Annotated in this window: 16 protein-coding genes and 5 tRNA genes; 12 read left to right on the top strand and 9 right to left on the bottom strand. The window is 71.1% G+C overall.

The window, feature by feature from the left end; translation table 11 throughout:
- Positions 1-7: 7 nt before the first annotated feature.
- From ACZ4MH_RS26900 to purM, 3 genes are all read left to right on the top strand, one after another.
- A complete protein-coding gene (locus ACZ4MH_RS26900) occupies positions 8-799 on the top strand; it encodes a sterol carrier family protein (RefSeq protein WP_351593024.1) in 792 nt (263 codons plus the stop codon).
- A 319-nt stretch (positions 800-1,118) separates the two neighbouring features.
- Positions 1,119-2,675, top strand: coding sequence for an amidophosphoribosyltransferase (gene purF / locus ACZ4MH_RS26895; protein WP_351593027.1), 1,557 nt, complete (start codon positions 1,119-1,121; stop codon positions 2,673-2,675).
- A gap of 33 nt (positions 2,676-2,708) precedes the next feature.
- Complete coding sequence (purM, locus tag ACZ4MH_RS26890) at positions 2,709-3,803, top strand: phosphoribosylformylglycinamidine cyclo-ligase (RefSeq protein ID WP_351593029.1); 1,095 nt, start codon at positions 2,709-2,711, stop codon at positions 3,801-3,803.
- Positions 3,804-3,902: 99 nt separating this feature from the next.
- On the opposite strand, the gene ACZ4MH_RS26885 is transcribed toward purM, so the two are convergent.
- Together ACZ4MH_RS26885 and ACZ4MH_RS26880 are read right to left on the bottom strand one after the other, a co-directional pair.
- Positions 3,903-4,160 (bottom strand): DUF3073 domain-containing protein, encoded by a 258-nt coding sequence (locus ACZ4MH_RS26885; protein WP_031050486.1) that lies wholly within the window; start codon positions 4,158-4,160, stop codon positions 3,903-3,905.
- A 323-nt stretch (positions 4,161-4,483) separates the two neighbouring features.
- A complete protein-coding gene (locus ACZ4MH_RS26880) occupies positions 4,484-5,629 on the bottom strand; it encodes a Leu/Phe/Val dehydrogenase (protein WP_351593032.1) in 1,146 nt (381 codons plus the stop codon).
- Between the two features lie 276 nt (positions 5,630-5,905).
- Here ACZ4MH_RS26880 and ACZ4MH_RS26875 point away from each other — a divergent pair, with 276 nt between their 5' ends.
- Positions 5,906-6,742: a DUF8083 family protein gene (locus tag ACZ4MH_RS26875; protein WP_351593035.1), complete on the top strand. Its 837-nt coding sequence runs from the start codon at positions 5,906-5,908 to the stop codon at positions 6,740-6,742.
- 626 nt (positions 6,743-7,368) lie between these two features.
- Positions 7,369-7,575, top strand: a complete 207-nt coding sequence (gene bldC, locus ACZ4MH_RS26870; RefSeq protein WP_003949541.1) for a developmental transcriptional regulator BldC — start codon at positions 7,369-7,371, stop codon at positions 7,573-7,575.
- Positions 7,576-8,564: 989 nt separating this feature from the next.
- Here the strand turns inward: bldC and ACZ4MH_RS26865 are convergent.
- Together ACZ4MH_RS26865 and hrpA are read right to left on the bottom strand one after the other, a co-directional pair.
- A tRNA-Asp gene (locus tag ACZ4MH_RS26865) sits at positions 8,565-8,639 on the bottom strand.
- A gap of 140 nt (positions 8,640-8,779) precedes the next feature.
- Positions 8,780-12,808 carry an ATP-dependent RNA helicase HrpA gene (hrpA, locus tag ACZ4MH_RS26860; RefSeq protein ID WP_351593038.1) on the bottom strand — a complete coding sequence of 1,343 codons (4,029 nt, stop codon included), beginning with the start codon at positions 12,806-12,808 and terminating at the stop codon, positions 8,780-8,782.
- A 166-nt stretch (positions 12,809-12,974) separates the two neighbouring features.
- Between hrpA and ACZ4MH_RS26855 the strand changes: the two genes are divergently transcribed.
- Complete coding sequence (locus ACZ4MH_RS26855; RefSeq protein WP_351593041.1) at positions 12,975-14,102, top strand: ABC transporter permease; 1,128 nt, start codon at positions 12,975-12,977, stop codon at positions 14,100-14,102.
- Positions 14,103-14,163: 61 nt separating this feature from the next.
- On the opposite strand, the gene ACZ4MH_RS26850 is transcribed toward ACZ4MH_RS26855, so the two are convergent.
- From ACZ4MH_RS26850 to ACZ4MH_RS26835, 4 genes are all read right to left on the bottom strand, one after another.
- Positions 14,164-14,237 (bottom strand) — tRNA-Phe (locus ACZ4MH_RS26850).
- Positions 14,238-14,260: 23 nt separating this feature from the next.
- Positions 14,261-14,335 (bottom strand) — tRNA-Asp (locus ACZ4MH_RS26845).
- A gap of 38 nt (positions 14,336-14,373) precedes the next feature.
- Positions 14,374-14,446 (bottom strand) — tRNA-Glu (locus ACZ4MH_RS26840).
- 82 nt (positions 14,447-14,528) lie between these two features.
- Positions 14,529-16,157, bottom strand: a complete 1,629-nt coding sequence (locus ACZ4MH_RS26835; RefSeq protein ID WP_351593044.1) for a metallophosphoesterase family protein — start codon at positions 16,155-16,157, stop codon at positions 14,529-14,531.
- A 215-nt stretch (positions 16,158-16,372) separates the two neighbouring features.
- Here ACZ4MH_RS26835 and ACZ4MH_RS26830 point away from each other — a divergent pair, with 215 nt between their 5' ends.
- From ACZ4MH_RS26830 to ACZ4MH_RS26805, 6 genes are all read left to right on the top strand, one after another.
- Positions 16,373-16,723: a metallopeptidase family protein gene (locus tag ACZ4MH_RS26830; RefSeq protein ID WP_351593047.1), complete on the top strand. Its 351-nt coding sequence runs from the start codon at positions 16,373-16,375 to the stop codon at positions 16,721-16,723.
- Between the two features lie 399 nt (positions 16,724-17,122).
- Complete coding sequence (locus ACZ4MH_RS26825; RefSeq protein WP_351599271.1) at positions 17,123-17,821, top strand: hypothetical protein; 699 nt, start codon at positions 17,123-17,125, stop codon at positions 17,819-17,821.
- A gap of 372 nt (positions 17,822-18,193) precedes the next feature.
- Positions 18,194-20,494: a DEAD/DEAH box helicase gene (locus ACZ4MH_RS26820; protein WP_351599272.1), complete on the top strand. Its 2,301-nt coding sequence runs from the start codon at positions 18,194-18,196 to the stop codon at positions 20,492-20,494.
- A gap of 200 nt (positions 20,495-20,694) precedes the next feature.
- Positions 20,695-20,767, top strand: a tRNA-Lys gene (locus tag ACZ4MH_RS26815).
- A 405-nt stretch (positions 20,768-21,172) separates the two neighbouring features.
- A complete protein-coding gene (locus ACZ4MH_RS26810) occupies positions 21,173-23,260 on the top strand; it encodes an ATP-binding protein (protein ID WP_351599273.1) in 2,088 nt (695 codons plus the stop codon).
- A gap of 334 nt (positions 23,261-23,594) precedes the next feature.
- Positions 23,595-24,731, top strand: a complete 1,137-nt coding sequence (locus ACZ4MH_RS26805) for a PP2C family protein-serine/threonine phosphatase (protein WP_351599274.1) — start codon at positions 23,595-23,597, stop codon at positions 24,729-24,731.
- Here ACZ4MH_RS26805 and ACZ4MH_RS26800 read toward each other — a convergent pair.
- The gene (locus ACZ4MH_RS26800; RefSeq protein WP_351599275.1) at positions 24,711-25,760 is read right to left on the bottom strand and encodes a DUF2332 domain-containing protein; all 1,050 of its coding nucleotides are present in this window, start codon (positions 25,758-25,760) and stop codon (positions 24,711-24,713) included. The two genes, ACZ4MH_RS26805 and ACZ4MH_RS26800, sit on opposite strands and share 21 nt — an antisense overlap.
- Between the last annotated feature and the right edge of the window lie 16 nt (positions 25,761-25,776).

Genomic DNA, 25,776 nt, shown 5'->3' with positions numbered 1-25,776 from the left:
CGCGGTCATGCCACCGGCCAAGAAGCGTCCTCGTAAGTACGACTCCGCCAAGACCCGGGCCGCGGTGACGGCGCAGTTCGCGCACGTACGGGAGGCCGTACGGGGCTTCGGTCCCGAGGAGTTCGCGCGGCCGACGCGGCTGGGGGAGTGGACCGTACGGGAGCTCGTCGTGCACCTCTCCATGGCGCTGGAGCACGTCGCGGCAGGCCTGGAGCGGCCCGCGCCGGCGCGCCAGGAGACGACGCTCGCCCAGTGGCCGTTCGCCACCGCGCCGCACGCCGACAAGATCGACGCGTACGTGCGGGAGACGGCCGCCGAGCAGGACCCGGTCGCCCTGCTGGACCGCGCCGCCGAGCGGTACGCCACGCTGGTGGCCGGCGCCGCCGACGACCGGCTGCTGCCGGTCAGGACCGGGGCGATGCGGCTGGACGAGGTGCTGGTGACCCGCTGTGTCGAGCTGGTCGTGCACACCGACGACCTGGCCGCCGCGACCGGTACGGAGATCCCGTTCGACCGGCAGGCGCTGGCCGCCGCGACCCGGCTGCTCGCCGACGCGCTGGCGGAGAAGGCGCCGGGCGGCTCCGTGGAGGTACGCGTGCCGCCCTTCGCCGTCGTGCAGTGCGTGGCGGGGCCGCGGCACACCCGCGGCACCCCGCCGAACGTCGTGGAGACCGCCCCGCTGACCTGGCTGCGGCTGGCGACGGGCCGTACGGCCTGGGCCGACGCGGTGGCGGACGCGGCGGTCAGCGCGAGCGGCGAGCGGGCCGATCTGGGGGAGTACCTGCCGGTACTGTCCTGAGAGCCTTGTTTGCTGACGGGAAACTGTCGGGAAAGATGTGACGTGTGAGCCGCGGGGCTCGACTCCGAAATCCCGCTAAATGGGGACTCTTCTTTCGGTCGATCCGACAATGGCGGAGAAGTGACGCTTCTCACCCGATGTGAGGCACGGATAAGGATCCTCGTCCCGCCCGCTGCCGTGGCGCGCCCTGTACCAGGGGCTGCAGGCTCTGTGCGGCCCCGACCCGGGTGCCGACCGTGTGTTCACGTCAAGCACATCGTCCAGGTTCACGGCCATCCCCGGTTCGGATGAATCCCGTACCTGCCCTAGACTCATTGATGTGCGTGGTGACGGACGACTCAACCACGACCTGCTCCCTGGTGAGAAGGGTCCCCAGGACGCCTGCGGCGTCTTTGGTGTCTGGGCCCCGGGAGAAGAGGTCGCCAAACTCACTTATTTCGGGCTGTACGCGCTGCAGCACCGTGGGCAGGAGTCCGCGGGCATCGCAGTGAGCAACGGCTCACAGATCCTGGTCTTCAAGGACATGGGGCTCGTTTCCCAGGTCTTCGACGAGACCTCCCTGGGCTCTCTCCAGGGCCACATCGCCGTGGGCCATGCCCGCTACTCCACCACCGGTGCGTCCGTGTGGGAGAACGCCCAGCCGACCTTCCGTGCCACCGCGCACGGCTCGATCGCGCTGGGTCACAACGGCAATCTGGTGAACACCGCCGAGCTGGCCGAGCTGGTCGCCGAGCTGCCCCGCGAGGGCGGCCGGGCGACGCAGGTCGCGGCCACCAACGACACCGACCTGGTGACGGCGCTGCTGGCCGGCCAGGTCGACGAGGACGGCAAGCCGCTGACCGTCGAGGAGGCCGCGCCGCGCGTCCTCCCGAAGGTCAAGGGCGCCTTCTCGCTGTGCTTCATGGACGAGCACACCCTGTACGCGGCGCGTGATCCGCAGGGCATCCGCCCGCTGGTCCTCGGCCGCCTGGAGCGCGGCTGGGTGGTCGCCTCCGAGACCGCGGCGCTGGACATCTGCGGCGCCAGCTTCATCCGGGAGATCGAGCCCGGTGAGATGGTCGCCATCGACGAGGACGGCCTGCGCGCGACCCGCTTCGCCGAGGCCCGCCCCAAGGGCTGCGTCTTCGAGTACGTCTACCTCGCCCGTCCCGACACGGACATCGCGGGCCGGAACGTGTACCTCTCCCGCGTGGAGATGGGCCGCAAGCTGGCCGCCGAGGCGCCCGCCGAGGCCGACCTGGTCATAGCGACGCCCGAGTCCGGCACCCCGGCAGCGGTCGGCTATGCCGAGGCCAGCGGTATCCCGTTCGGCACCGGACTGGTCAAGAACTCCTACGTCGGCCGGACCTTCATCCAGCCCTCGCAGACCATCCGCCAGCTGGGCATCCGCCTGAAGCTCAACCCGCTCAAGGAAGTCATCCGCGGCAAGCGCCTGGTGGTCGTCGACGACTCGATCGTCCGCGGCAACACCCAGCGCGCGCTGGTACGGATGCTCCGCGAGGCCGGCGCCGCCGAGGTCCACGTGCGGATCTCCTCCCCGCCGATCAAGTGGCCGTGCTTCTTCGGCATCGACTTCGCCACCCGCGCCGAGCTGATCGCCAACGGTCTCTCGGTCGAGGAGATCGGCAAGTCCCTGGGCGCCGACTCGCTCGCGTACATCTCCACCGACGCCATGGTCGAGGCGACCACGATCGCCAAGCCCAACCTGTGCCGCGCCTGCTTCGACGGCGAGTACCCGATGGACCTCCCCGACCCGGAGCTGCTCGGCAAGCACCTGCTGGAGTCGGAGACCGAGGGCCGGACGTCGTCCGACGTGGACGGTGTGCAGACGCTCACCGCCGGGGTCGGCGGCGCCGACGCGCTGCGTCGCCCGTAGAACCCCTGCAAGACGACACGAAAGCTCTCAGCCATGTCTGCTGAATCTCCTCAGCGTGCGCCGCACGCGGGCACCGGTGCCAGCTACGCGAGCGCGGGCGTCGACATCGAAGCGGGCGACCGCGCCGTCGACCTCATGAAGAAGTGGGTCAAGAAGGCCACCCGGCCCGAGGTCGTCGGCGGGCTCGGCGGCTTCGCCGGCCTCTTCGACGCCTCCGCGCTCAAGCGGTACGAGCGCCCGCTGCTCGCCTCCGCGACCGACGGCGTGGGCACCAAGGTCGACATCGCCCGCAAGATGGGCGTGTACGACACGATTGGCCACGACCTGGTCGGCATGGTCGTGGACGACCTGGTCGTCTGCGGCGCCGAGCCGCTGTTCATGACCGACTACATCTGCGTCGGCAAGGTCTTCCCCGAGCGGGTGGCGTCGATCGTGAAGGGCATCGCCGAGGGCTGTGTGCTGGCCGGCTGCGCGCTGGTCGGCGGCGAGACCGCCGAGCACCCGGGCCTGCTCGGCGAGGACGACTTCGACGTCGCCGGGGCCGGTACGGGCGTGGTCGAGGCCGACCGCGTGCTGGGCGCGGATCGTATCCGTAAGGGTGACGTGGTGATCGCCATGGAGTCCTCCGGTCTTCACTCGAACGGGTACTCGCTCGTTCGCCACGTGCTCTTCGACCGCGCCGGCATGGCCCTGGACCAGGAGGTCGCCGAGTTCGGCCGCACCCTGGGCGAGGAGCTGCTGGAGCCCACCAAGATCTACTCGCTGGACTGCCTGGCGCTCACCCGCACCACCGACGTGCACGCCTTCTCGCACATCACCGGCGGCGGCCTCGCGGCCAACCTCGCGCGGGTGATCCCGGACGGCCTGCACGCCACGATCGACCGTTCCACCTGGACCCCCGGCGCGGTCTTCGACCTGGTCGGCACGGCCGGCTCGGTCGAGCGCCTGGAGCTGGAGAAGACCCTGAACATGGGCGTCGGCATGATGGCCGTCGTGCCCCAGGAATCGGTGGACGTGGCGCTCGCCACCCTCGCGGACCGCGGCATGGACGCCTGGGTCAGCGGTGAGATCGTCGAGCGCGGCGACCAGGCCGAGGCCGCGGCCCTGACCGGTGACTACGCCGGCTGACGCAGGCCCCGCACGGCAGCAGGGCAGCACAGAACCCGGTCCGGGCGATGCGCCGGACCGGGTCCGTGATGCTGCTGTTGCCTTGAACGCGCGGCGGCGTCAGGCGCGACGACGCTGGTCGGACGAGTCGCCCTCGTCCTCCTCATCGTCATCGTTGTTGTACAGGTCGGCGTACCGTGCGTACGGGTCGTCGTCCTCGTCATCCTCGAACGGCTCACCGTTCGGCGGCTGCTGTGCCGGCTGTTGCGGCGATGCACCCAGCTCTTCGGCCAGGCGTGAGAGATCAGTCCCACCGCTGTTGTACTTCAGCTGGCGGGCGACCTTCGTCTGCTTGGCCTTGGCCCGGCCGCGCCCCATGGCTCGACCCCCTCAACGACGGGGCTCGACGGCCCCAGAGTCTTGACACGCGTTCATGGTTCAGAGCGGACTCTCGACGGAGAGTCCGGCCCGTAGGGCTTTAACGGTACCTGCTTCCGCGGCCATACGGTACGTCGCCCGCACCACCGGCCGCCCGGCATGACCCGCGGGACGCCCCGTACCCGCTGGTCAGCTGCGATTTTAACGTGTCACGTCCGGCGACCCGCCGGTGGGTGGTGAGGGATGTCTCCTTCACCGCCCACCGAGCGTGTCACTGTAGGAACCCCACGGTCACCGGGTGCGGCCGCGGAGGGTGGCGGCGGTCAGGCGGAGCGTGCCTCCGCCATCCGGAGCTCGGCCAGCCGGTCCGCCGCCGCGGCCGGCGGAATGCCGTTTGTCTTCGCATTCGCGAATATTGAAAGCATTGTGTCGAAGATCTTTCCGGCCTTGGCCTTGCACCGGTCGAAGTCGAACCCGTGCAGCTCGTCCGCCACCTGGATGACACCGCCCGCATTGACCACATAGTCGGGCGCATAAAGGATTCCGCGGTCGGCGAGATCCTTCTCCACGCCCGGATGGGCGAGCTGGTTGTTGGCCGCGCCGCAGACCACCTTCGCGGTCAGGACCGGTACGGAGTGATCGTTGAGCGCGCCGCCCAGCGCGCACGGCGCGTACACGTCGAGGCCCTCCGTACGGATGAGCGCCTCGGTGTCGGCGACCGCGCGGACCCGCGGATGCGTGGCCAGAATCCGCTCCACCGATTCGGCCCGTACATCCGTGATGACCACCTCGGCCCCGTCTTCGAGCAGATGCTCGACGAGGTGGCGGCCGACCTTGCCGACGCCCGCGATGCCCACCTTCTTGTCGCGCAGGCTCGGGTCGCCCCACTGGTGCTGCGCGGCGGCGCGCATGCCCTGGAAGACGCCGTACGCGGTGAGGACGGAGGAGTCGCCGGCGCCGCCGTTCTCGGGCGAGCGGCCGGTGGTCCAGCGGTTCGTCCGGGCGACCACGTCCATGTCCGCGACGTACGTACCGACGTCGCAGGCCGTGACGTAACGGCCACCGAGGGAGGCCACGCAGCGGCCGTAGGCGAGCAGTAGTTCTTCGGTCTTGACCACATCGGGATCACCGATGATCACGGCCTTGCCGCCGCCGTGGTCCAGGCCCGCGAGCGCGTTCTTGTACGACATGCCGCGGGAGAGGTTCAGCGCGTCCAGCACGGCCTCCTCCTCGGAGGCGTACGCGTGGAAGCGGGTGCCGCCCAGGGCGGGGCCGAGCGCGGTGCTGTGGATCGCGATCACGGCCTTGAGGCCGCTGGCACGGTCCTGGCAGAGCACGACCTGCTCGTGGCCGCCCTGATCGGACCGGAACAGGGTGTGCAGGACACCGCCGTCGGCGTGGACTGCGGAGGCCCCCGGCACGGAGTGCTCGGGGGAGGGACGTACGTCGGTCACTGTGGTGACTCCCATAGTCGCGGTGGACGCCCTCGGGTCGTTCCCTCCCGCTTGTGGCAGGGAGAAGCGGGGGGAGGGCCGGTCGGGGGAAGCGTATGACCTTCGACGCCCGCTGATCGGCACAGTGCGGAGGATCACCCCCTAGTGGGGGACGGGCATGGGACGATTTGCGCATGCCGGGCCGCTCGACGGGGGCAATTCCCGGCGGTGTGCTGCCCCTTGGCAGACTCCTCTGCGGCGGACTTCCCTTGCGGTCCTCCGAAGAGGGACCGACAGAAGAATGGAGCGGGCGTGGCCTTGGCGTCGTCGGTGATGGTCCCGTATGCGGCGTATCTACGGGTCTACGAACCGCTGGCAGCGTTCCCCGAGCCGGAGCGCTCCCACTGGGCGCGGTACGCCAAGCGGGACGCCACGCCCACCGCCCAGGACGAGCTGCGGCGCTCGCTGGCCGATCTGCTGGCGACCCCGCCCGTCGCGGTCCCCGTGCACGAGAGTGGTGACGCCTTCATCGCCGTCGTGGACGGCGTGACGTGCGTGTGCCCCTGGCGGACGCGGCTGCGGGGCTGGCAGGCGCTGGAGGAGCTGCCCGAGCGGCTGCCGGCGCCGGTGCTGGACGCCGCGCTGCCTCCGGTCGTCCGCCGGCAGGCCGCCGCCGACTATGAGCGGTGGCTTGAAATGAACCCTGACGCGCGCCCCTGGATCCGCACGGCGACCTGGCACGTACCGGTGCGCTGGTTCGTGCTCTTCAACGACGCGGAGCGGGAGTACACGAAGGGTGACCAAGGGCTCGTACTGCGTTACCGCACGCCGATGGTCGAGGCCAGGCGTCGGGTCGCGCGCGGCCTGCGCACGCTGCGGGACGCCCTCGAGGAGGGCCCGCTCATCGACGGCCTGGTAGATGTGGGGCGCTGGCTGGAGGAATTCCACCCGCGCGCCCTCGTCGAGCTGGACTACGGGGGGCTGGTGCACGCCGTCCCCGAGGGGCAGCTCGCCGAGGACCGTTCCGCCGCGGAGGTGGCGGAGGGGCTCACGGCGCTGCGCGAGGGGGACGGGGAGCGCGCCGGCGCGGCGTACGAGAAGCTGTCGGACCGCTGGCGTGCGGTCCGGGAGCGGCAGTACGCGAGCTGACCGCGGGCTTGGGTGATCATCTTCGGAGGCACGTGTCGCCATGACGCGCGCCTCCGTTGTGCGCCCCCGGCGGGCGTACCGGCGCGTGCCTACGGGTGGTGGGCTGCAGGCGATCCCTGTGCGGTGGTTGAGGGTTTTCTGTGCGGTGCTGTGTGATCACGGTGCGGTGGTTCGGATGTAGGGGACGTAGGTCCCGATCCGGTCTTTTCGCACAACAGTGACCTAAAGCACTGACTTCGGGCCTTGCCACCAACTACCACCCTCGTGCCAAAATAGGACAAGGAGCCTGACTGGGGCTCCTTCCGTCCAACTAAGGGCGGATAGATCGGTATTGCACTCCTTGGTGGGACTGGTGACGCCTGATCACGATGTGACTGATCGTCACAGGGGCGTGACTGTCCGCTATGGCACGGTCCATCGGCTTCCGCCGAGGTTGAACACCTGAGAGGGCAATTCCATCGGTTTGGCCGACGCGGCTGGACAGATGGTGTAGTTGTAGTGCCGAGGACAAGCCGTTCGTCCTATAACCGACTCGGCCCGCGTCCGCCATTTCGGGCAACGCGGGTCAAGGTGCAGAATTTAGAGGAAAGAACCGTGATGGTTCGGTTCTCCCGAGGAGGCCGCTCATGACCGCTCGCACCCCTGACGCCGAGCCGCTGCTGACCCCTGCCGAGGTTGCCACGATGTTCCGTGTCGACCCCAAGACGGTGACCCGTTGGGCCAAGGCAGGCAAGCTCACGTCCATCCGGACTCTCGGTGGACATCGGCGCTACCGCGAGGCTGAGGTCCGCGCACTGCTGGCGGGCATCCCCCAGCAGCGCAGCGAGGCCTGAAAACACGCATGACCGGGCATTTCCGGGTCCCCCAACCCGCGGTATGCCCATAGAGCACCACAAAGCTCCATATGACGAGGCGCCTGCCCCAACAGGCGCCGCACCTGCGGCACAGAGGTACGTCATCGATCGCGCTGGACTCCGCCGGGTCCAGCGCGATCTTTTTTGTGCGCTCATGTGCCCTTGGGCCGCTCGTCCGCCCCCGCCGGCCGGGCGTGTCGCGGACGCCGCTCCCGCAGGCCGGAGCGTCGCTCGTGGTCACCGCCCACGGGGGCTCCGGAACCCGGGCCCCCGTACTCGCCGGTACGGCCGGAAGGCCACCGGGTGGGCGGTGCAATTGCACATATTAAATTGACTGCCTGTAGGCAGGGCGTAAGTTCCCCTGATCCCAAAACTCGTGCGGTGACACCCGTCACAGCCGCCAGTGGTTGTCCCATTGGCGGCCGCTGCGGTAGTGCACAGCGGTCATCCCGCTCCTCAACAGCCTCTCACCGCACGGGCGATGAGGGAGGCGTCATTGGTCACCTCGGCAGCGGACTTTCGTCCTCACTGCGGATCGCGGGCGCGGAAATGAGGACGCGGGGGGCCGGTCTCGGCGCCGATGGACGCGAAGAGGCCGTCACGCGCCGCGTACGGGCCGCGGAGGCGTCCCCGAGTGCCGAAGAGCGGCCAGTGCGTGGAGCGGCCGCTGGCGGCCCCGCAGAGACGATCTTGGTCGCCGGGCCGCGCGGAACGGTGGGCCGGTCCCGTGTCTCCCCCTTGCCGCCATCGCCCGCACCTCCGCAGCCCGCCCCTGCTTCGTGGGTACCGGCGGTGGGAGGCGCAGTCAAGGAGCCGGATCGGGCGTGCGCCACGAGACGGGACGGGAACCGGCCGCCGGCGGCGGGGGCCGGAAACGGTCGCCGAGTACGGCCGAGTACGAGCGCCGACTGCGAGCCGAGTACGACGAAAGGGCCCGCATCCGGATCGGATGCGGGCCCTTTCTGCTGCGGTCCTGACGGGATTTGAACCCGCGGCCTCCACCTTGACAGGGTGGCGAGCACTCCAAACTGCTCCACAGGACCTTGCTGCTTCCTCCGCTTGCGCGGTGGCTGCGAAGCAAGACTCTACAGCAGGTCAGGGGGTGAGTCGAACTCGCTGCCGGGGGAGGCCCTGGCCGGCGCCCGGCGGTGACCCGGCGCACACCGGAACGGGCCCCGGCCGCCTACGGAGCGGCCGCGTCCACCGCCTTCACGATCCGCTTGTCGGAGATCGGATACGCGGTGCCCAGCGCGTGCGCGAAGTAGCTCACCCGCAGCTCCTCGATCATCCAGCGGATCTCCAGCGCCTGCTGCGGCACCGGCCGCCCCGCCGGGAACTGCTCCAGCAGCCAGGCGAATTCGTCCTGCATCTCCTTGACCTTCGCCATCCGGGAGCGGTCCCGCTCGGCGCTGGTGGGCATCTGCTGGAGCCGGCGGTCGGCGGCGACCAGATACCGCATCAGGTCCGGCAGCCGCTTGGCGCCGTGCTCGGTGACGAAGCCCGGCTTGATGAGCCGTGCCAGCTGCTCCCTGACGTCCGCGACCGAGGCCAGCAGCACCGGCGAGGTGGTGTCTTTCAGCCGCCGCTCGCACGCCTGCCAGGCCGCCAGTACCTCGCGGACCTGCTGCACGGTCTTCATCGTGGCGTCGACCAGGTCGGCCCGCACTGCGTCGAAGAGCTTCTTGAACCCCTCCTCGTCCCAGGCCGGGCCGCCGTGCGCGGCGATCAGCCGGTCCGCCGCGGCGGTCACGCAGTCGTCGAAGAGCGACTGAATCGAGCCATGCGGATTACGGGAGAGCGCCAGCTTCTGCTGGTTCGTGAGCTTGCTCTGCGCGAACTTGGCCGGATTGGAGGTGATGTTGAGCAGGACGAGGCGGCGGGTGCCGGCCCACATCGCGCTCCGCTGCTCCGCCTCGGTGTCGAAGAGCCGTACGGCCACCGAGGTGCCCTCGTCGACCAGCGCCGGGTACGCCTTCAGGGGCTGGCCGGCGCGCCGCGTCTCGAAGGTGTGCGGCAGCGTGCCGATCGTCCAGGAGGTCAGGCCCGTGCGCTGCTCCGGCCCCGCCGGGCCCGCGTCCGCGCCGGCCTTGCCGGGCTGCCCGCCCTGCTTCTGCGCGGCCTGCTCGAACGCCTTGGAGATCGCCGCCCGGGTCTTGGGCTTGAGCTTCAGCTGCAGCGCTTCGAGGTCCTTGGCCTCGGCGAGCTTGCGCCGCCGCTCGTCCACCACTCGGAAGGTGATCTTCAAGTGGTCCGGCACCTTGGACCAGTCAAAATCGGCCGCCTCGACGGGCACGCCCACCATCCGCTGCAGCCCGGCCGCCAGCGAGGCGGTCAGCGGGCCCTGCAGAGGCACGGTCGCGTCCAGGAAGCGGGCCGCGAAGTTCGGGGCCGGCACGTAGTTGCGCCGGATCGGCTTGGGCAGCGACCGGATCAGCTCGGTGACCACCTGCTCGCGCAGGCCCGGGATCTGCCAGTCGAAGCCGTCGGCGGACACCTGGTTGAGCACCTGGAGCGGGATGTGGACGGTCACGCCGTCCGCGTCGGCGCCCGGCTCGAATTGGTACGTGACCCTGAACTTCAGCTTCCCCTGCCGCCAGGAGTCCGGGTAGTCGTCCTTGGTGACGGCCTCGGCGGTCTCGTTGATGAGCATCGACTGCTCGAAGTTGAGCAGTTCCGGCTCGTCCTGGCGCTTCTTCTTCCACCAGGAGTCGAAGTGCGCCCCGGATACGACGTGTTCGGGGATGCGCTGGTCGTAGAAGTCGAAGAGCGTCTCGTCGTCCACGAGGATGTCGCGGCGCCGGGCCCGGTGCTCCAGCTCCTCGACCTCGCCCAGCAGCTTGCGGTTGTCGTGGAAGAACTGGTGGTGGGTCCGCCAGTCGCCCTCGACCAGGGCGTTGCGGATGAACAGGTCGCGCGAGATCTCCGGATCGATCCGGCCGTAGTTGACCTTGCGCTGGGCCACGATCGGTACGCCGTAGAGCGTGACCCGCTCGTACGCCATCACCGCGGCCATCTTCTGTTCCCAGTGCGGCTCGCTGTACGTCCGCTTCACCAGGTGCTGGGCGAGCGGCTCGACCCACTCCGGCTCGATCTTCGCGTTCACCCGCGCCCACAGGCGGGACGTTTCGACCAGCTCCGCCGACATGATCCAGCGCGGTGGCTTCTTGAAGAGCGCCGAGCCGGGGAAGACCGCGAACTTGGCGCTGCGGGCGCCCAGGTACTCGTTCTTGGCGTCAGTGTCCTTGAGCCCGATATGCGAGAGCAAACCGGCGAGCAGGGACGTGTGGATGTGATCAGGCGCCGCGTCCTGCTCGCTGAGATGGATGCCCATCGTCTTGGCGACCGTGCGCAGCTGCGTATAGATGTCCTGCCACTCGCGTATCCGCAGGTAGTTCAGGAATTCATTGCGGCACATGCGGCGGAACGCCGAGGAGGACAGCGCCTTCTGCTGCTCCCTGACGTACCGCCAGAGATTCAGGTACGCCAGGAAGTCGCTGGTCTCGTCCTTGAAGCGGGCGTGCTGCTGGTCGGCCTGCTGCTGCTTGTCGGCGGGCCGCTCGCGCGGGTCCTGGATGGACAGGCCCGCGGCGATGACCATGACTTCGCGTACGCAGCCGTTGCTGTCGGCCTCCAGGACCATCCGCGCGAGCCGCGGGTCCACCGGCAGCTGGGAGAGCTTCCGGCCCATCGGGGTGAGCCGTTTCTTCGGGTCCTTCTGCTTCGGGTCGACCGCGCCGAGCTCCTCCAGGAGCTGCACGCCGTCCTTGATGTTGCGGCGGTCCGGCGGGTCGATGAAAGGAAACTTCTCGATGTCGCCGAGGCCGGCCGCGGTCATCTGCAGGATGACCGACGCCAGGTTCGTCCGCAGGATCTCCGCGTCCGTGAACTCCGGCCGGGACTCGAAGTCCTCCTCCGAGTACAGCCGGACGCAGATGCCGTCGCTGAGCCGGCCGCAGCGGCCCTTGCGCTGATTGGCGCTGGCCTGCGAGATCGGCTCGATCGGCAGCCGCTGCACCTTCGTGCGGTAGCTGTACCGCGAGATGCGCGCCACGCCCGTGTCGATGACGTACCGGATGCCCGGGACCGTCAGCGAGGTCTCCGCGACGTTCGTCGCGAGCACGATGCGGCGGCCGGAGTGACGCTGGAAGACGCGGTGCTGCTCGGCGTGCGAGAGGCGCGCGTACAGCGGCAGTACCTCGGTGTTCTGCGCCACCGCGCCGCCCCTGTTCAGGCGTTTGGTCAGCGCGTCCGCCGTGTCCCGGATCTCCCGCTCGCCGGAGAGGAAGACCAGGATGTCGCCGGGGCCCTCGGCCTGCAGCTCGTCCGCGGCCTCGCAGATCGCGGTGATCTGGTCCCGGTCGGCGTCGTCGCCGCCCTCCTCCAGCAGCGGGCGGTACCGCACCTCCACCGGATACGTGCGCCCGCTGACCTCGACGATCGGCGCGTCCCCGAAGTGCCGCGAGAACCGCTCCGGGTCGATCGTGGCCGACGTGATGACGACCTTCAGGTCCGGCCGCTTCGGCAGCAGCTGCGCCAGATAGCCGAGCAGGAAGTCGATGTTGAGGCTGCGCTCGTGCGCCTCGTCGATGATGATCGTGTCGTACTGGCGCAGCTCGCGGTCCGTCTGGATCTCGGCGAGCAGGATGCCGTCCGTCATCAGCTTCACGAGCGTGTCGCCGCCGACCTGGTCGGTGAAGCGGACCTTCCAGCCGACCGCCTCGCCCAGCGGGGTCCTCAGCTCCTCGGCGACCCGCTCCGCGACCGTACGGGCGGCGATCCGGCGCGGCTGGGTGTGCCCGATCAGGCCCTTCACGCCACGGCCCAGCTCCAGGCAGATCTTCGGAATCTGGGTGGTCTTGCCGGAGCCGGTCTCACCCGCGACGATCACGACCTGGTGGTCACGTATCGCCTCCAGGATGTCGTTCTTCTTCTGGCTGACCGGCAGCTGCTCGGGATACGTGATCTCCGGAACGGCGGCCCGGCGCTGCTCGACGCGCAGCCGGGCTTCGTCGACGCCCTCGGCGATCTCGGCCAGCACGGCGGCCCGGGCCTCGGGCTTGCGGATCCTGCGCGCGCCGTCGAGCCGGCGGCCGAGCCGCTGCTGGTCGCGCAGCATCAGCTCGGGGAGCTGCGCTCCCAGGGCGGACAGGGTGGGCGAAGTGCCCTGGGGCGTGGCGCCCTGGGCCGCGGCGGAGGCAGGCTGACTGGACATACGCGATCCAGGATCTCACCTCGCCGAAACGACTGGCGAACGAATTGCGGCCGGGAGGGGCCGGAGGCGGTCGGGTACGGCCGGATCTGCACCTTCTGCGGCCGCTCGGCGGGAGCCCAGCGGTGGCCGAGGAGAATGTCTCCGATGAGTGTTTTAGCGTGTTTCCATGTCCGATGATCACGACGCCGCGCACGCCGATCGTGCCGACCCCGCCGGCCCCGCCGGTCGTGCCGACCCCGACGCGCCCGTCGCACACGGCGCGCACGCCCGGCAGCGGACCGCGGCCGAGAAGTGGAAGGCCTTCAAGAAGTCGCCGTTCCTGCCCGCGACCGTCCTGATCTTCATCCTGGCGGCCGCCGCGGGCCTCTTCGCCGGCTCGTACACCTTCTCCATGGCCGACCCGACCCCGCACCGCGTCCCCACGGCCCTGGTCGGCCCCCCGGACGACGCGCACGGCAAGAAGTTCGTCCAGGGCATGGAGCAGGCCCTGAACGCCTCGCTGCGGCTGCACGAGTACCGGACGTACGCGCAGGCCCGCGAGGCCGTCGACGAGCAGAAGGTCTTCTCGATCATCAGCGTGGACGGGTCCGGCGTGCGGATGGACCTCTCCAGCGCCACCGGCGCCTCGGTGGCCCAGCTCCTCCAGCAGGCCGCGCCGCAGGTGGGCAAGAAGACCGGCGTCCCCGTCACGATCAAGGACATCAAGCCGGTGCAGCCGGGCGACCCACGCGGCCTGGCGCTCTTCTACATCTCGCTCGCCGCGGTGATCGTCGGCTTCGTCGGCGCCATCCAGCTGAGCGTGCACGCCCGCGCGCTCAATCCGGCCGAGCGGATCGCCTTCACCGCGGCGTACAGCCTGCTCGGCGCGTTCACCATCGCCGCGGTGGTCGACTGGCTGCTCGGGGCGCTGCGGCTGCCCTTCGTACAGTCCTGGCTGATCCTGGCGTTCACGATGTTCACGTCCGGCATGGTCTTCACGATGTTCAACACCCTGATCGGGCGCTGGGCGATGGTGCCGACCTGGGGCCTGATGGTGCTGCTGGGCAATCCCTCGTCCGGCGGCGCGGTCTCCTGGCCCCTGCTGCCGTCCGTACTGGGCCACATCGGCCAGTGGCTGCCCCCGGGCGCCTCGGTCAACGCCCAGCACACGGCCGTCTACTTCCCCGGCCACCAGCACCTCTTCCCGTACCTGGTGCTGGTCGGCTGGTCCCTGCTCTCCTGCACGGTCTTCTGGCTCTGGCGCCACCACCACCCGGGCGGCCGCCCCACGGGCCCCGCACACGCGGCCACGTAGCCGGGCCCGGAGAAGAAACAGAAAAACCCCGGAAAGCGAACTTTCCGGGGTTCTCGCGGAGTGGCTGGGGCCGGGGTCGAACCGGCGACCTTCCGCTTTTCAGGCGGACGCTCGTACCAACTGAGCTACCCAGCCACGCAGCCTCAGAAAGGCTGCAGCGGTCCTGACGGGATTTGAACCCGCGGCCTCCACCTTGACAGGGTGGCGAGCACTCCAAACTGCTCCACAGGACCAAGCTTGTGCGAGCACTAGTCTCGCACATGGTGTTGCGTGCCCCCAACGGGATTCGAACCCGTGCTACCGCCTTGAAAGGGCGGCGTCCTGGGCCACTAGACGATGAGGGCTGATGGCCCACCTGGGCGCTTTGTCGGCGCCGTCGGGGACGTGAGAAGCATATGGGATGGGGGGACGGTTCGCCAAAACGGTTTACGAACGGGGGGTCGGTGAGCTCCGCGAAGGGGTGGGCGACGGGGTGGCGCCGGGCCGGTTGTCGGCCGGGAGATGGCGGCTGACCTCGGCCTTCGACAGGCCCAGCCCGCCGAGCGTGATCTCGTCCCACGCCTGCAGGTGCCGGGTCTCCCGGTCCAGATAGAGCACCGACGCCTGCACCTGTTCGGGGGTCGCGCCCTCGACAGCCCGCAGCCCGCCGCCGCCCGTGGAGCCCTCGACCATCAGCCGGGTGCCGTGCGGCAGGGTCTTGTTGTCGCGGTGGTGGACGTGCCCGGAGAGGACGAGCGGGACCAGGCCGTCGGTCTCGGCGGCGGCGACCGGGTTGTGCGCGAGCGCGATGTCGGCGGGGGTGCGGGCTCGCGAGAGAGTGCGCAGGGACTCGGCCAGCCGCCGGCCCGCGGCGCGCTCCGCGCCGTCCCCGGAGGCGGCCACCGAGCGGTCCGGGGTGAACTGCGGGTCGCCGACGCCCGCGATGCGCAGCCCCCCGGCGCGTACCGAGGTGCCCTCGTCCACGACCTTCACGTTCTTCAGCTTCTTGCTCTGCTTCGTGCCCTGCGCGAGGTACTTCTGCGTCTTCATCGAGTCGTGGTTGCCGCGCACCCAGACGTACGGGGCGCCGAGCGTGCCGATCGGGTCCAGGAAGTGGTTCTCGGCGGCCGTGCCGTGGTCCATGGTGTCGCCGGTATCGATGATCACGTCGATGTCGTACTGCTTCACCAGGGACTTGATGATCTGCCAGGCGGCCGGGTTCAGATGGATGTCGGAGACGTGCAGGACGCGGACGGTGGTGGGGTCCGGCTGGTAGGCGGGCAGCGTGGAGGTCACGTCGTAGAGCTTGGTGACGTTGGTGACCAGGCGGGCCAGCTCCTTTTGGTAGACGTTGAACTCGCTCACGATGCTGCGGGCGTTGCCGACCACGGACGGCGCGGAGGAGAGCAGTCCGGAGAAGCGCGGTTCCAGCACGGACTTGGGGTTCCAGGTGGCGTACGCGGCTCCGCCGGAGGCGGCGAGCAGCGCGAGGGCGAGGCCGCCGGCGGCCAGCGCGCGGCGCGGCCTGCGGTAGACCGCGAGGCCCAGCGCGGTCGCGCCGGAGACCACGGCCACGCAGGAGCGGAAGGCGAGGTCGGCGGTGCCGCGCTCGACGTCCCGGGTGACCTCGGCCTGCAGTCCGGAGAACCGTTCCGGGTGGTCGACCAGGGCCTGCGCGCGCGCCGGGTCCAGCTGGTCCACGTCCACGTCCAGCCGTATCGGGGCGTGGTGGCTCCGCAGTTCCAGCGCGCCCAGCGGGGAAACGCTGATCTTTGTGCCGCCGCTGAGCGACGGACGCAGCGTCATGGTCGTGTCCACCGGCCCGACCGGGGCGCGGACGCTGCCGACGATCAGCAGGCCGAGCCAGGCGCCGAGCAGGGTCACGACGATCAGCCCGAGGGTGCGGGCATACGGGTGCGGCGGGCGCGTCAGCGTGAAGGTGGGGGCCTGGTGGTGGGCGCGGTAGTGACGCAGGGCGGCGGCTGGGGCGCTCCGGACGCGGTCGTACGCGGCGCGGAGCAGCCGGAGCACGGAGGAGACGGGGGGCGGCCCCCCGGACGGCGCGGTGCGGGCCATTGTGCCCGTATGCCCACATGCCGGGCCCGTTATGCCGGGGGTTGGGGCATACGTGGGGTGGTGATGCGGAACGGGTGGGCGTGCCGGGGCGTACGCGGTGGTGGCGTGCCGGAGTGCGGGCGGGGGTGGAGTACCGGAGTGCGCGCGGGAACGTGGTGGACGCGGCCGGCGCGAGGGCGGCCGCTCCGAGCGGCTCCGTGACCCACAATGGGCGCGTGCTGGAGATGACGCGCGAGGAGTTCGAGGAACTGGTCGGCGAGGCGCTGGACCGGATTCCGCCGGAGCTGACCCGACTGATGGACAACGTTGCCGTGTTCGTCGAGGACGAGCCCCCGGCGGACGACCCCGACCTGCTCGGGCTCTACGAAGGGACGCCGCTGACGGAGCGGGGCGAGTGGTACGCGGGCGTGCTGCCGGACCGGATCACCGTCTACCGGGGCCCGACGCTCCGGATGTGCGACAGCCGCGAGGACGTGGTCGCCGAGACCGAGGTCACGGTCGTCCACGAGATCGCCCACCACTTCGGCATCGACGACGAACGGCTGCACGCGCTCGGGTACGGGTGAGGGGCGGCGGGCCGCGGCTGTACGTGCTCGGGTGAGGCGCGGCGGGCGGCGGCTGTACGTGCTCGGGTGCGGCTGAGGGCTTAGGGGGTGTCTTACGGATCAGGCCGGGCTCGTGTGGCCTGGCACGCACATCTGCGGCGTTGTCGTCACTCTCCCCCACGCCTGAACGGCGCGGGGGGACCCCCATCGCTCCGCGTCGACTCCCTCCTCCGCCTTGCATCTGCACGCACCAGACCCCGCTCCCTGATCCGGCCTGATCCGTAAGACACCCCCTAGCGGCCGGGCCGTGCGATCGGGCGCGTACGACGGCCGGCGTCCCGCGCGTGTCCTCCGGTGGGCGGCGGGAGTTGGGCAGTGCACCTGTCCCGCGTGTCCGCTCCGGATCCGGAGGTCCCGCCCGTGCGTCGCCCGCTCCCCGCCAGTCGCCCGTCCCAGCCCGCCGCCCCGGCCACCGTGCCGCCCCCCGCCCTGCACGCCCCGCCCCCGCCCTCCGTGTCCTCCGCCTCCTCGCCCGCGTCCCCCGACGGCTCGGTCTCGCCCCGTACGGCGGCGCGCACGGCCCGCTCCCTGGCCCGTACGGCCGCCGCGGTCGCCGCCGCGTCCGCCTTCGCCGTCTCGCTCACCGGCTGCATGAGCGTCAGCGAGGACGCGCCGAAGCCCAAGCCCTCCGGCCGCGTCGACGGGCACCACGGCAGCGACGCCCAGCCGGACGGCGGATCGGCCGACGCGCCCGGTGGCGGGCCGCGCCGGATGGGCCGGTCCTCGGGCCCGATGGAGGACGGCAGTCGCGCCGCGCCCTCGGACGGCGCGGACCCGTCGGCGGACGAGGAGCGGACTCCGGCGGCCCCGGGGAGCGGCGGGACGACGGGCAGCGGGCGTCCGGGGTCGGAGAGCCCCACGGAGGGCAGCCCGCCCCGCCCGGCCCCGCCCCGGCCGTCCGGCTACCCGAAGCCGACGCCCACCCCTTCCCGTACGACCCCGGCGCCGGACCCGACGCCCACGCCGAGCCAGGACCCGCCCCCGAGCAGCCCCGCGCAGACCGACCCGCAGTCGGGCACCCCGGACTCCGCACAGCCCGGCGGCGGCGACGCTTCGTAGTCGGCTTCGATATCGGCTTCGTCATCGGCTTCGTCATCACGACTGGGTGGTCGGCAGCCTCCTGGGCCGCAGCGCCGCAGGGGCGGGGACCGGCCGTTGACCGGCGAAAACCGGCCGATCGGCGGACGGCCGGCGGTGTCGGGCCAGGGCCGCCCGGTACCGCATTTGCCTTCGGGGGGATGGGGTGCGTATGGTGGTAGATCGTTTGATCCCATTTGCCCGGCGCCCACCGGATCCTCTTCGTCGAAGAGGACGAAGCGCGTCGCGTGGCGCGTTCTCTCCTTGCCGTGGCTGACCGCATAGAGGCGGTCTTTTGTGAAACAACACGGAGTTTGGGCGCGTGCCGAGACTCCGGAAGGTTTCGCATTTCGCATGTCCATTTCCACTGACCAGTCCGCCATGCCCGCACACGACGAGCAGGCCCCCCGCACCGACGACCAGGCCGTGCACCAGGACGAGCAGGCCACCGCCGCCGTCGAGGGCACCGAGGCCGTCGAGTCCACCGAGGCCGTCGCCGACGAGCCGCAGGCCCCCGAAGAGCCGCAGGTCACCTTCGCGGACCTGGGTCTGGACGAGAAGATCGTCCGCAAGCTGGCGCAGAACGGTGTCACCACCCCGTTCCCGATCCAGGCGGCGACCATCCCGGACGCCATCGCGGGCCGCGACATCCTCGGCCGCGGCCGCACCGGCTCCGGCAAGACCCTCTCCTTCGGTCTCCCGCTGCTGACCCAGCTGTCCGGCGGCTCCACCGAGAAGAAGCGCCCGCGCGGCGTCATCCTCACCCCGACCCGCGAGCTGGCCATGCAGGTCGCCGACGCGCTGCAGCCGTACGGTGACGTCCTCGGCCTCAAGATCAAGGTCGTCTGCGGCGGCACGTCCATGGGCAACCAGATCTACGCCCTGGAGCGCGGCGTCGACATCCTCGTCGCCACCCCGGGCCGACTGCGCGACATCATCAACCGCGGCGCCTGCTCCCTGGACAAGGTGCAGGTCGCGGTCCTGGACGAGGCCGACCAGATGGCCGACCTGGGCTTCCTGCCCGAGGTCACCGAGCTGCTCGACCTGGTGCCGGCCGGCGGCCAGCGGATGCTCTTCTCCGCCACGATGGAGAACGAGATCGGCACGCTGGTCAAGCGCTACCTGACCGACCCGGCGACGCACGAGGTCGACAGCGCCCAGGGCAACGTCACGACCATGACGCACCACGTCCTCGTCGTGAAGCCGAAGGACAAGGCGCCGGTCACCGCCGCCATCGCCGCCCGTAAGGGCCGCACGATCATCTTCGTCCGTACGCAGCTGGGCGCCGACCGTATCGCCGAGCAGCTCGTGGAAGCGGGCGTGCAGGCGGACGCGCTGCACGGCGGCATGACGCAGGGCGCCCGTACCCGCGTCCTCGCGGACTTCAAGGACGGTTACGTCAACGCGCTCGTCGCCACCGACGTCGCCGCCCGCGGTATCCACGTCGACGGCATCGACCTGGTCCTGAACGTGGACCCGGCCGGCGACCACAAGGACTACCTGCACCGCTCGGGCCGTACCGCCCGCGCCGGCCAGTCCGGCACGGTGGTCTCCCTGGCCCTGCCGCACCAGCGTCGCCAGATCTTCCGCCTGATGGAGGACGCGGGCGTGGACGCCTCGCGCCACATCGTCGGCGGCGCGGGCGTCTTCGACGACGAGGTCGCCCAGATCACCGGCGCCCGCTCGCTGACCGAGGTGCAGGCCGACTCGGCCGCGAACGCCGCCAAGCAGGCGGAGCGCGAGGTCGCCGAGCTGACCCGCGAGCTGGAGCGGCTGCAGCGCCGCGCCGTCGAGCTGCGCGAGGACGCGGACCGGCTGACCGCCCGTGCCGCGCGCGAGCGGGGCGAGGACCCGGAGGCCGCGGTGCAGGCCAAGGCCGAGGCGGACGCTGCCGCCGAGGCGGAGGGCGCCGCACAGGCCGAGGTGTCGCTGCCGGCCCAGGCCGCGCGCACCCCGGAGTCCGACGAGGCGCCGCGCCGCTCCTCGTACCGCGACGACCGCGGCAACTACGAGCGCCGTGACCGTCGGGACGACCGTGGTGGCCGTTCCTTCGACCGCAACGACCGTAACGACCGCGGTGGCGACCGGGGCGGTTTCAACCGTGACCGTCGCGACGACCGTGGCGGCCGTTCCTTCGACCGCAACGACCGTAACGACCGCGGTGGCGACCGTGGTGGCTTCAACCGTGACCGTCGGGACGACCGTGGCGGCCGTTCCTTCGACCGCAACGACCGTAACGACCGCGGTGGCGACCGGGGCGGTTTCAACCGTGACCGTCGGGACGACCGTGGCGGCCGCCCCTTCAACCGCGACGACCGTGGCGGCGACCGTGGTGGCTTCAACCGTGACCGTCGGGACGACCGCGGTGGCCGCCCCTTCAACAGCCGCGACGACCGCGGCGGTGACCGAGGCGGTTTCAACCGTGACGACCGTGGCGGCAACGCCGGTGGCCGTTCGTTCGAGCGCCGTGACCACCGTGGCGGCGACCGCCCGTTCAACCGCGACCGCCGCGACGACCGCCCGTCGTCCTTCGGCCGTGACCGCGACAACGACCGTCGCCCGCACGGCCGCCGGGACGACCACCGCGGCGGCAACGCCGGTGGCCGCTCCTTCGACCGCCGCGCCGACAAGCCGCGCTGGAAGCGCAACGGCTGATCCAAGAAGCGCAGCACGTACCGCTGAAACGTCCGTGCGCCGCTGACAGACCGGTGGGTCCGTCCTCCCCAGGACGGGCCCACCGGCGCGTTCATACCGTCCCGCGCACCCTCATAACGGAGTTCTCCGAGCCACTCCGACCCCGCCGACCCCTGATGCCTTCCAGTTGTGGTGCGAGCGCGGGCTATGCTGCTCGGTGCGGGCCATTAGCTCAATTGGCAGAGCAGTGGACTTTTAATCCATTGGTTCAGGGTTCGAGCCCCTGATGGCCCACCGTGGTGGGTCGGAGGAAGCCCCTCCGACCTGTAGTGCAGCGCTCCGTCGGCTCAGGCCGGCCGGAGCGCTGTGTCGTTTCCGCCTCAGGGTCGTTTCCGCCTCAGGGTCGTTTCCGCCTCGGGGATCAGGCTCGTACACCTCCGTTGATCGAAGCGGGGCGGGAGATGACCAGGTGTGTCCCGGTGGTGCGGTCGTATGTCCGTCCCGCAGGAAGAAGCGGGCAGCTCATGGCATTCACGGGTACGGGGCGGTGGCCGGGGTGAGACTCGGGCGCGGGCGGCGGACAGCGGCCGGAGTACCGGATGGGAGCCCACCGTGGAGGAGACGGGGCCGGGACGAGCGGCGGGGAGCCCAGAGCCCGAAGCGACGAGTTTCGTCGGGCGCGGCAGGGAACTGAGCGCCTTGACGGACCTGGTGGTCGGCGCTCGGCTGGTGACGCTGACCGGGGTGGGCGGAGTGGGCAAGACCCGCTTGGCCAAGCGCGCCGCGGCCGAGATGCGGGACGCCTTCCCCGACGGGGTACGGCTGGTCGAACTTTCACCGCTGCACGAGGCGACCTCGATTCCGCTCGCTGTGTATGAAGTGCTGCGGCTGGCCGACCAGACCACGCGGCCGGCGATCGAGGTGGTGGCCGAATGGCTGGCCGACAAGCGGCTGCTGTTGATCCTGGACTGTTGCGAACACCTGGCCGCCGGGTGCGCCGACTTCGTCGAGGCGCTGCTGGCCGCGGCTCCCGGGGCGCACTTCCTGGCCACCAGCCGCTGCCCCCTCAAGGCCCAGGGGGAGCGCGTGATGGCCGTACCGCCGCTGCCCGTCAGTACGGCGGGAAGCTCCCACGGGTCGGTACCGCCCGATGCTGCGGTGCTGTCCGATGCGGTGGTGCTGTCCGACGCTGCGGTGCTGTCCGATGCGACGGTGCTGTCCGATGCGACGGTGCTGTTCATGGAGCGCGCCGCCGAAGCCGCACCCGGTACGGTCCTCGCGGCGGGGGACGGCGCGGCGGTGGCCGAGATCTGCGCACGCCTGGAAGGCATTCCCCTCGCCATCGAACTCGCTGCCGCCCGGCTGCCGGAGATGCCCCTGGACCGGCTCCGTGAGCGGTTGCACGCCCGCTTCGAGACCCTGACCTCCCCCGACCCGTGGCACGGCGAGGGCGAGCGCAGGCACCTGGCGCTGCGCACCACGATCGGCTGGAGCCACGAGCTGTGTGCCCCGCTGGAGCGGCTGGCGTGGGCCCGGCTCTCGGTGTTCGCCGGCGGTTTTGAGCAGGAGGCGGCCGAACGGGTTTGCGAAGGGGGTCCGCTCAGCGGTCACCAGGTGCCGGAGCTCCTGTCCCGCCTGGTGGACAAGTCCGTCCTGCAGCGTACGGAGACCCCGCACGGCCCCCGGTACGCGATGCTCGACACCGTCCGCGAGTACGGCGGGCAGTGGCTGCACGAGCTGGACGAGGAGCGGCAGACGCGCCGTCGGCACCGTGATCACTACCTGCGTGTGGCACGGCGGGGCTGCGACGAGTGGGTCGGGCCCGACCAGGTGCTGTGGTGCGAGCGCGTCATCGCCGAGCACGCCAACATGCGGGCCGCCATGGACTTCTGCCTGACCGGACAGGAACGCCACACCGCCGTGGAGATGGCCGGGTGTCTGGGTTTCCTCTGGCGCTACTGCGGGTTCAGCCGGGACGGACAGCGGTACCTGGACCTGGTACTCGATCCGGAACCCGAGCCCGGCCCGGCGCGGACCTGGGCGCTCTTCGCCCGCGGATCCATCGCCTTCTCCCAAGGAGACCTGGAGGCGGCGGGCCGCTGCGGAGCGGCCTGTGCGGCCGCCGCGTTGCAGCCGGGCCAGGAGGACACCGGAGCTGTCGCCGCCGGTGCCGGGGTCCTGGGGATGAGCCTTGCGATGAGGGGAGAGCTTGTCCGCGCGGCCGAGGTACTCGACGGAGTCCTGCACCGACGCGTCCGGGAGGCACGCTACGAGATCGCCGAGCTCCAGGTCCGCCTGTGCCGCCTGTTCACCCACGTGCTGATGAAGGAGTTCGCCCACGCCCGGGTCGTGGCCGATGAGCTGCGGGCGGAATGCCGGCGATACGGCGAGCGCTGGGTGTGTGCCTACGCGGACTACATGCGGGCGTTGGTGGACCTCGCGCAGGGAGACCCGCACTCGGCGACGGGCCATGCCCGCCAGGCGATGAGGGGGCACTGGGCGCTCCACAACACCACGGGAACCGCGGTGGCCCTGGACGCGCTGGCTTCGGCGGTCCTGGCCGACGGCGACGGGGAGCAGTCGGCGTGGCTGCTGGGCCTTGGCCAGCAGGTCTGGCAGGTCGTCGGCAGCGCGCAGATGGATTCGCCGGGACTCGCCGCCGTTCGCCGGTCCTGCGAGGACCGCGCCCGGCGAGCCCTTGGCGAAGCGGCGTACGAGGCAGCCTTCCGCAAGGGCCTGGAGAGCGGTATGGACGACGGCCTCACTGCTGTCCGACGCGGGCGTTGAACCCGGCTCCGGCTGCCCGGCGGAAGGCCGGGGCGCGCCCGTGATGGTCGGGGCGCGCCCGTGATGGATGGGCGCGCGCCGCAGCTGCGCACACCCTTCTTCCGCGGATCTTCCGCCGGCCGGGAACGCCTGTACGCCGGTCAGGAGTTGAAAGAGTGTCCAGACACATCCAGAGGTATCCGAACGCATCGGTGGCATCCGGAGGGGGCTCGTGGTCGTGACCGTGACCGTGACCCGTCCGGCCCTCGAAGAGTCGCCGCGCGGTGCCGCGGCGGACACCCTGGGACGGCGGTACGGCGGTACGGAGAGCGGTGGGGGAAGGAGGCCGGTGCGGATGGGGCGAGGCAGAGTGGGCGTGCCGGGCGACCGGGAGCGGCGGGCCCGTCGGGACGGGCTGTCGCCGGTCAGCCGCCGGCTGGTCTGCTGGCTGCCCGCTGTGCTCCTGATCGGCGGGCTGGCCTTCGACCTCCTGACGCCGACCCGGTACACCGCCGCGCCGTTCTTCTCGGCGGCGCCGCTGGTCGCCGCGCCGCTGTACTCGCTGCGGAACACGGCGCTGGTCAGCGTCCTGTCCGTACTGGCGGAGCTGGGCGTGGCCGTCTTCCACGGCCGGACCGGCGGCTACGAGTCGTACACCGAAGCGGTGACGGTCCTGGTCGTCGCCCTCCTGGCGCTCGGTATCAACAGGGCCGTGCGGATGACCGACGCCCGGCTCGCCTCCGTGCGCGACGTGGCGGAGGCCGCCCAGCGGGCCGTACTGCCGCTGCCGCCGGACCGCATCAGCGGGCTCGACGTCGCCGCGCGGTACGAAGCGGCGCAGGCGGATGCCCGTATCGGGGGCGATCTGTACGCCGTGCAGGACACCCCGCACGGCGTACGGCTCATCGTCGGCGACGTGCGGGGCAAGGGCCTGGAGGCGGTGGAGGCCGCCGTGATCGTCATCGGCGCCTTCCGGGAGGCCGCGGAGCAGGAGGCCACGCTGGAGGCGGTGGCGGGGCGGCTGGAGCGGGCGCTGCAGCGCGAGGGGAGCCGGCGGGCGGGGCTGGACCAGTTCGAGGGGTTCACCACGGCGGTGCTCGCCGAGGTGCCGTCCGAGCATCGCGGCGTGCTGCGGGTGCTGAACCGCGGCCATCCGGCGCCGCTGCTGCTGTGCGCGGACGGCACGCTGCGCGAGCTGGAGCCGCGGGCCCCGGCGCTGCCGCTCGGGCTGAGCGAGGTCGCGGGCTGGCCGGACCGGGCCGACCAGGCCGATTTCCCGCCCGGCGCGATGCTGCTGCTGTTCACCGACGGGGTGACCGAGGCGCGGGACAGCGGGGGCGTGTTCTACCAGCCGGCGGTCCGGCTGGCCGGCCGGCTGTTCACCGGTCCCGACGCGCTGCTGGACGCCCTGGTGGACGACGTGGCACGGCACACGGGAGGGGAGACGGCGGACGACATGGCCCTGCTGGCGCTACGAAGACCGGAGGGGTAGGGACGGTGCCTCCTCCAGCCACTGCACGCTCTGTCCGTGCTGGCCCGTGAGGGCGACCGGGTGGCCGTCGAGCGCGAGGGTGAGCTGGTGCGCGTCGGCGGGGCGCGGTCCGGGCAGCCACGGCAGCACGCTGTGGTGCTCGTTGGAGACCCAGTGCCCGGCCCGGTCCACCAGGACCGACCGTACGACCCGGGCGAACTCCTCGCGGCGCTCCAGCGGCAGATACGTCAGCACGGCCGTGTGGAAGACCACCAGCGTCGCGTCGCGCGGCGCCCGCGCGGCCAGCGCGGGCAGCTCGTCCAGGAGGTCGCCGCGCACGAGCGGAGCCGGCGGTGCCTGCCGTACGGCCTCGATGGCGTCGCGCTGACGCCGCTGACGTTCCGCCGCATCGGGCGTCGACCCGGGCCAGATCAGCGCCTGGAGCCAGCGCACGTCGTCGGCGTCGGCCACGTCGAGCGGGTTCAGGTCGATCCCCGCCCGCCAGGCGATCCGGGGCAGCCCGGTCGGTACCGGCGTGCCCGGGGACGTACGGCAGGAAAAGACGACCGGGCTGTCCGGAGCGCCGAACTCCGGTCCGTCGTCGTAGCGATAGCGGTACCGGTCCGGGTGCAGGCACAGCCCGGCCGACGCGCCGACCTCCAGGAGCGCGAGCGGCTGGGGGAGCCGGGCGAGGAGCGGCAGCAGTGTGGCGCAGCGCGCGGGTTCGTTGGTCTGCGTGAGCCGCCGCATCATGACGTCGCGTACGTCGTCCCAGTGCCGGATCGTCCACTCGCGCCACGTGCGGTACGCGAAGTCGCCGCGCGGCCCCTGGTCGGCGTGCGGGCCGTCGAGGTAACGGACGGCGGCGAGCAGGAGATTGGGCTGCTGCTTGTTGCCGGGCGGCAGGGAGGCGCCCAGGAAGTCGCAGAATTCCGGGTCCTGGCTGATGCGGGCGGTCAGCTCCTCATGCGCTTCGGACTCGCCCCGCGCCTGCTGCCACGAGAACTCCGCGTACCGATCCGCCACTGCCTGCGCGCTGTTGACGACCATGATCAGACGTTACTGC

Source organism: Streptomyces sp. NPDC026301 (assembly GCF_055567935.1).
The sequence above is the reverse complement of the archived record's forward strand: the minus strand, read 5'-3'. Positions and strand labels throughout refer to the sequence as shown.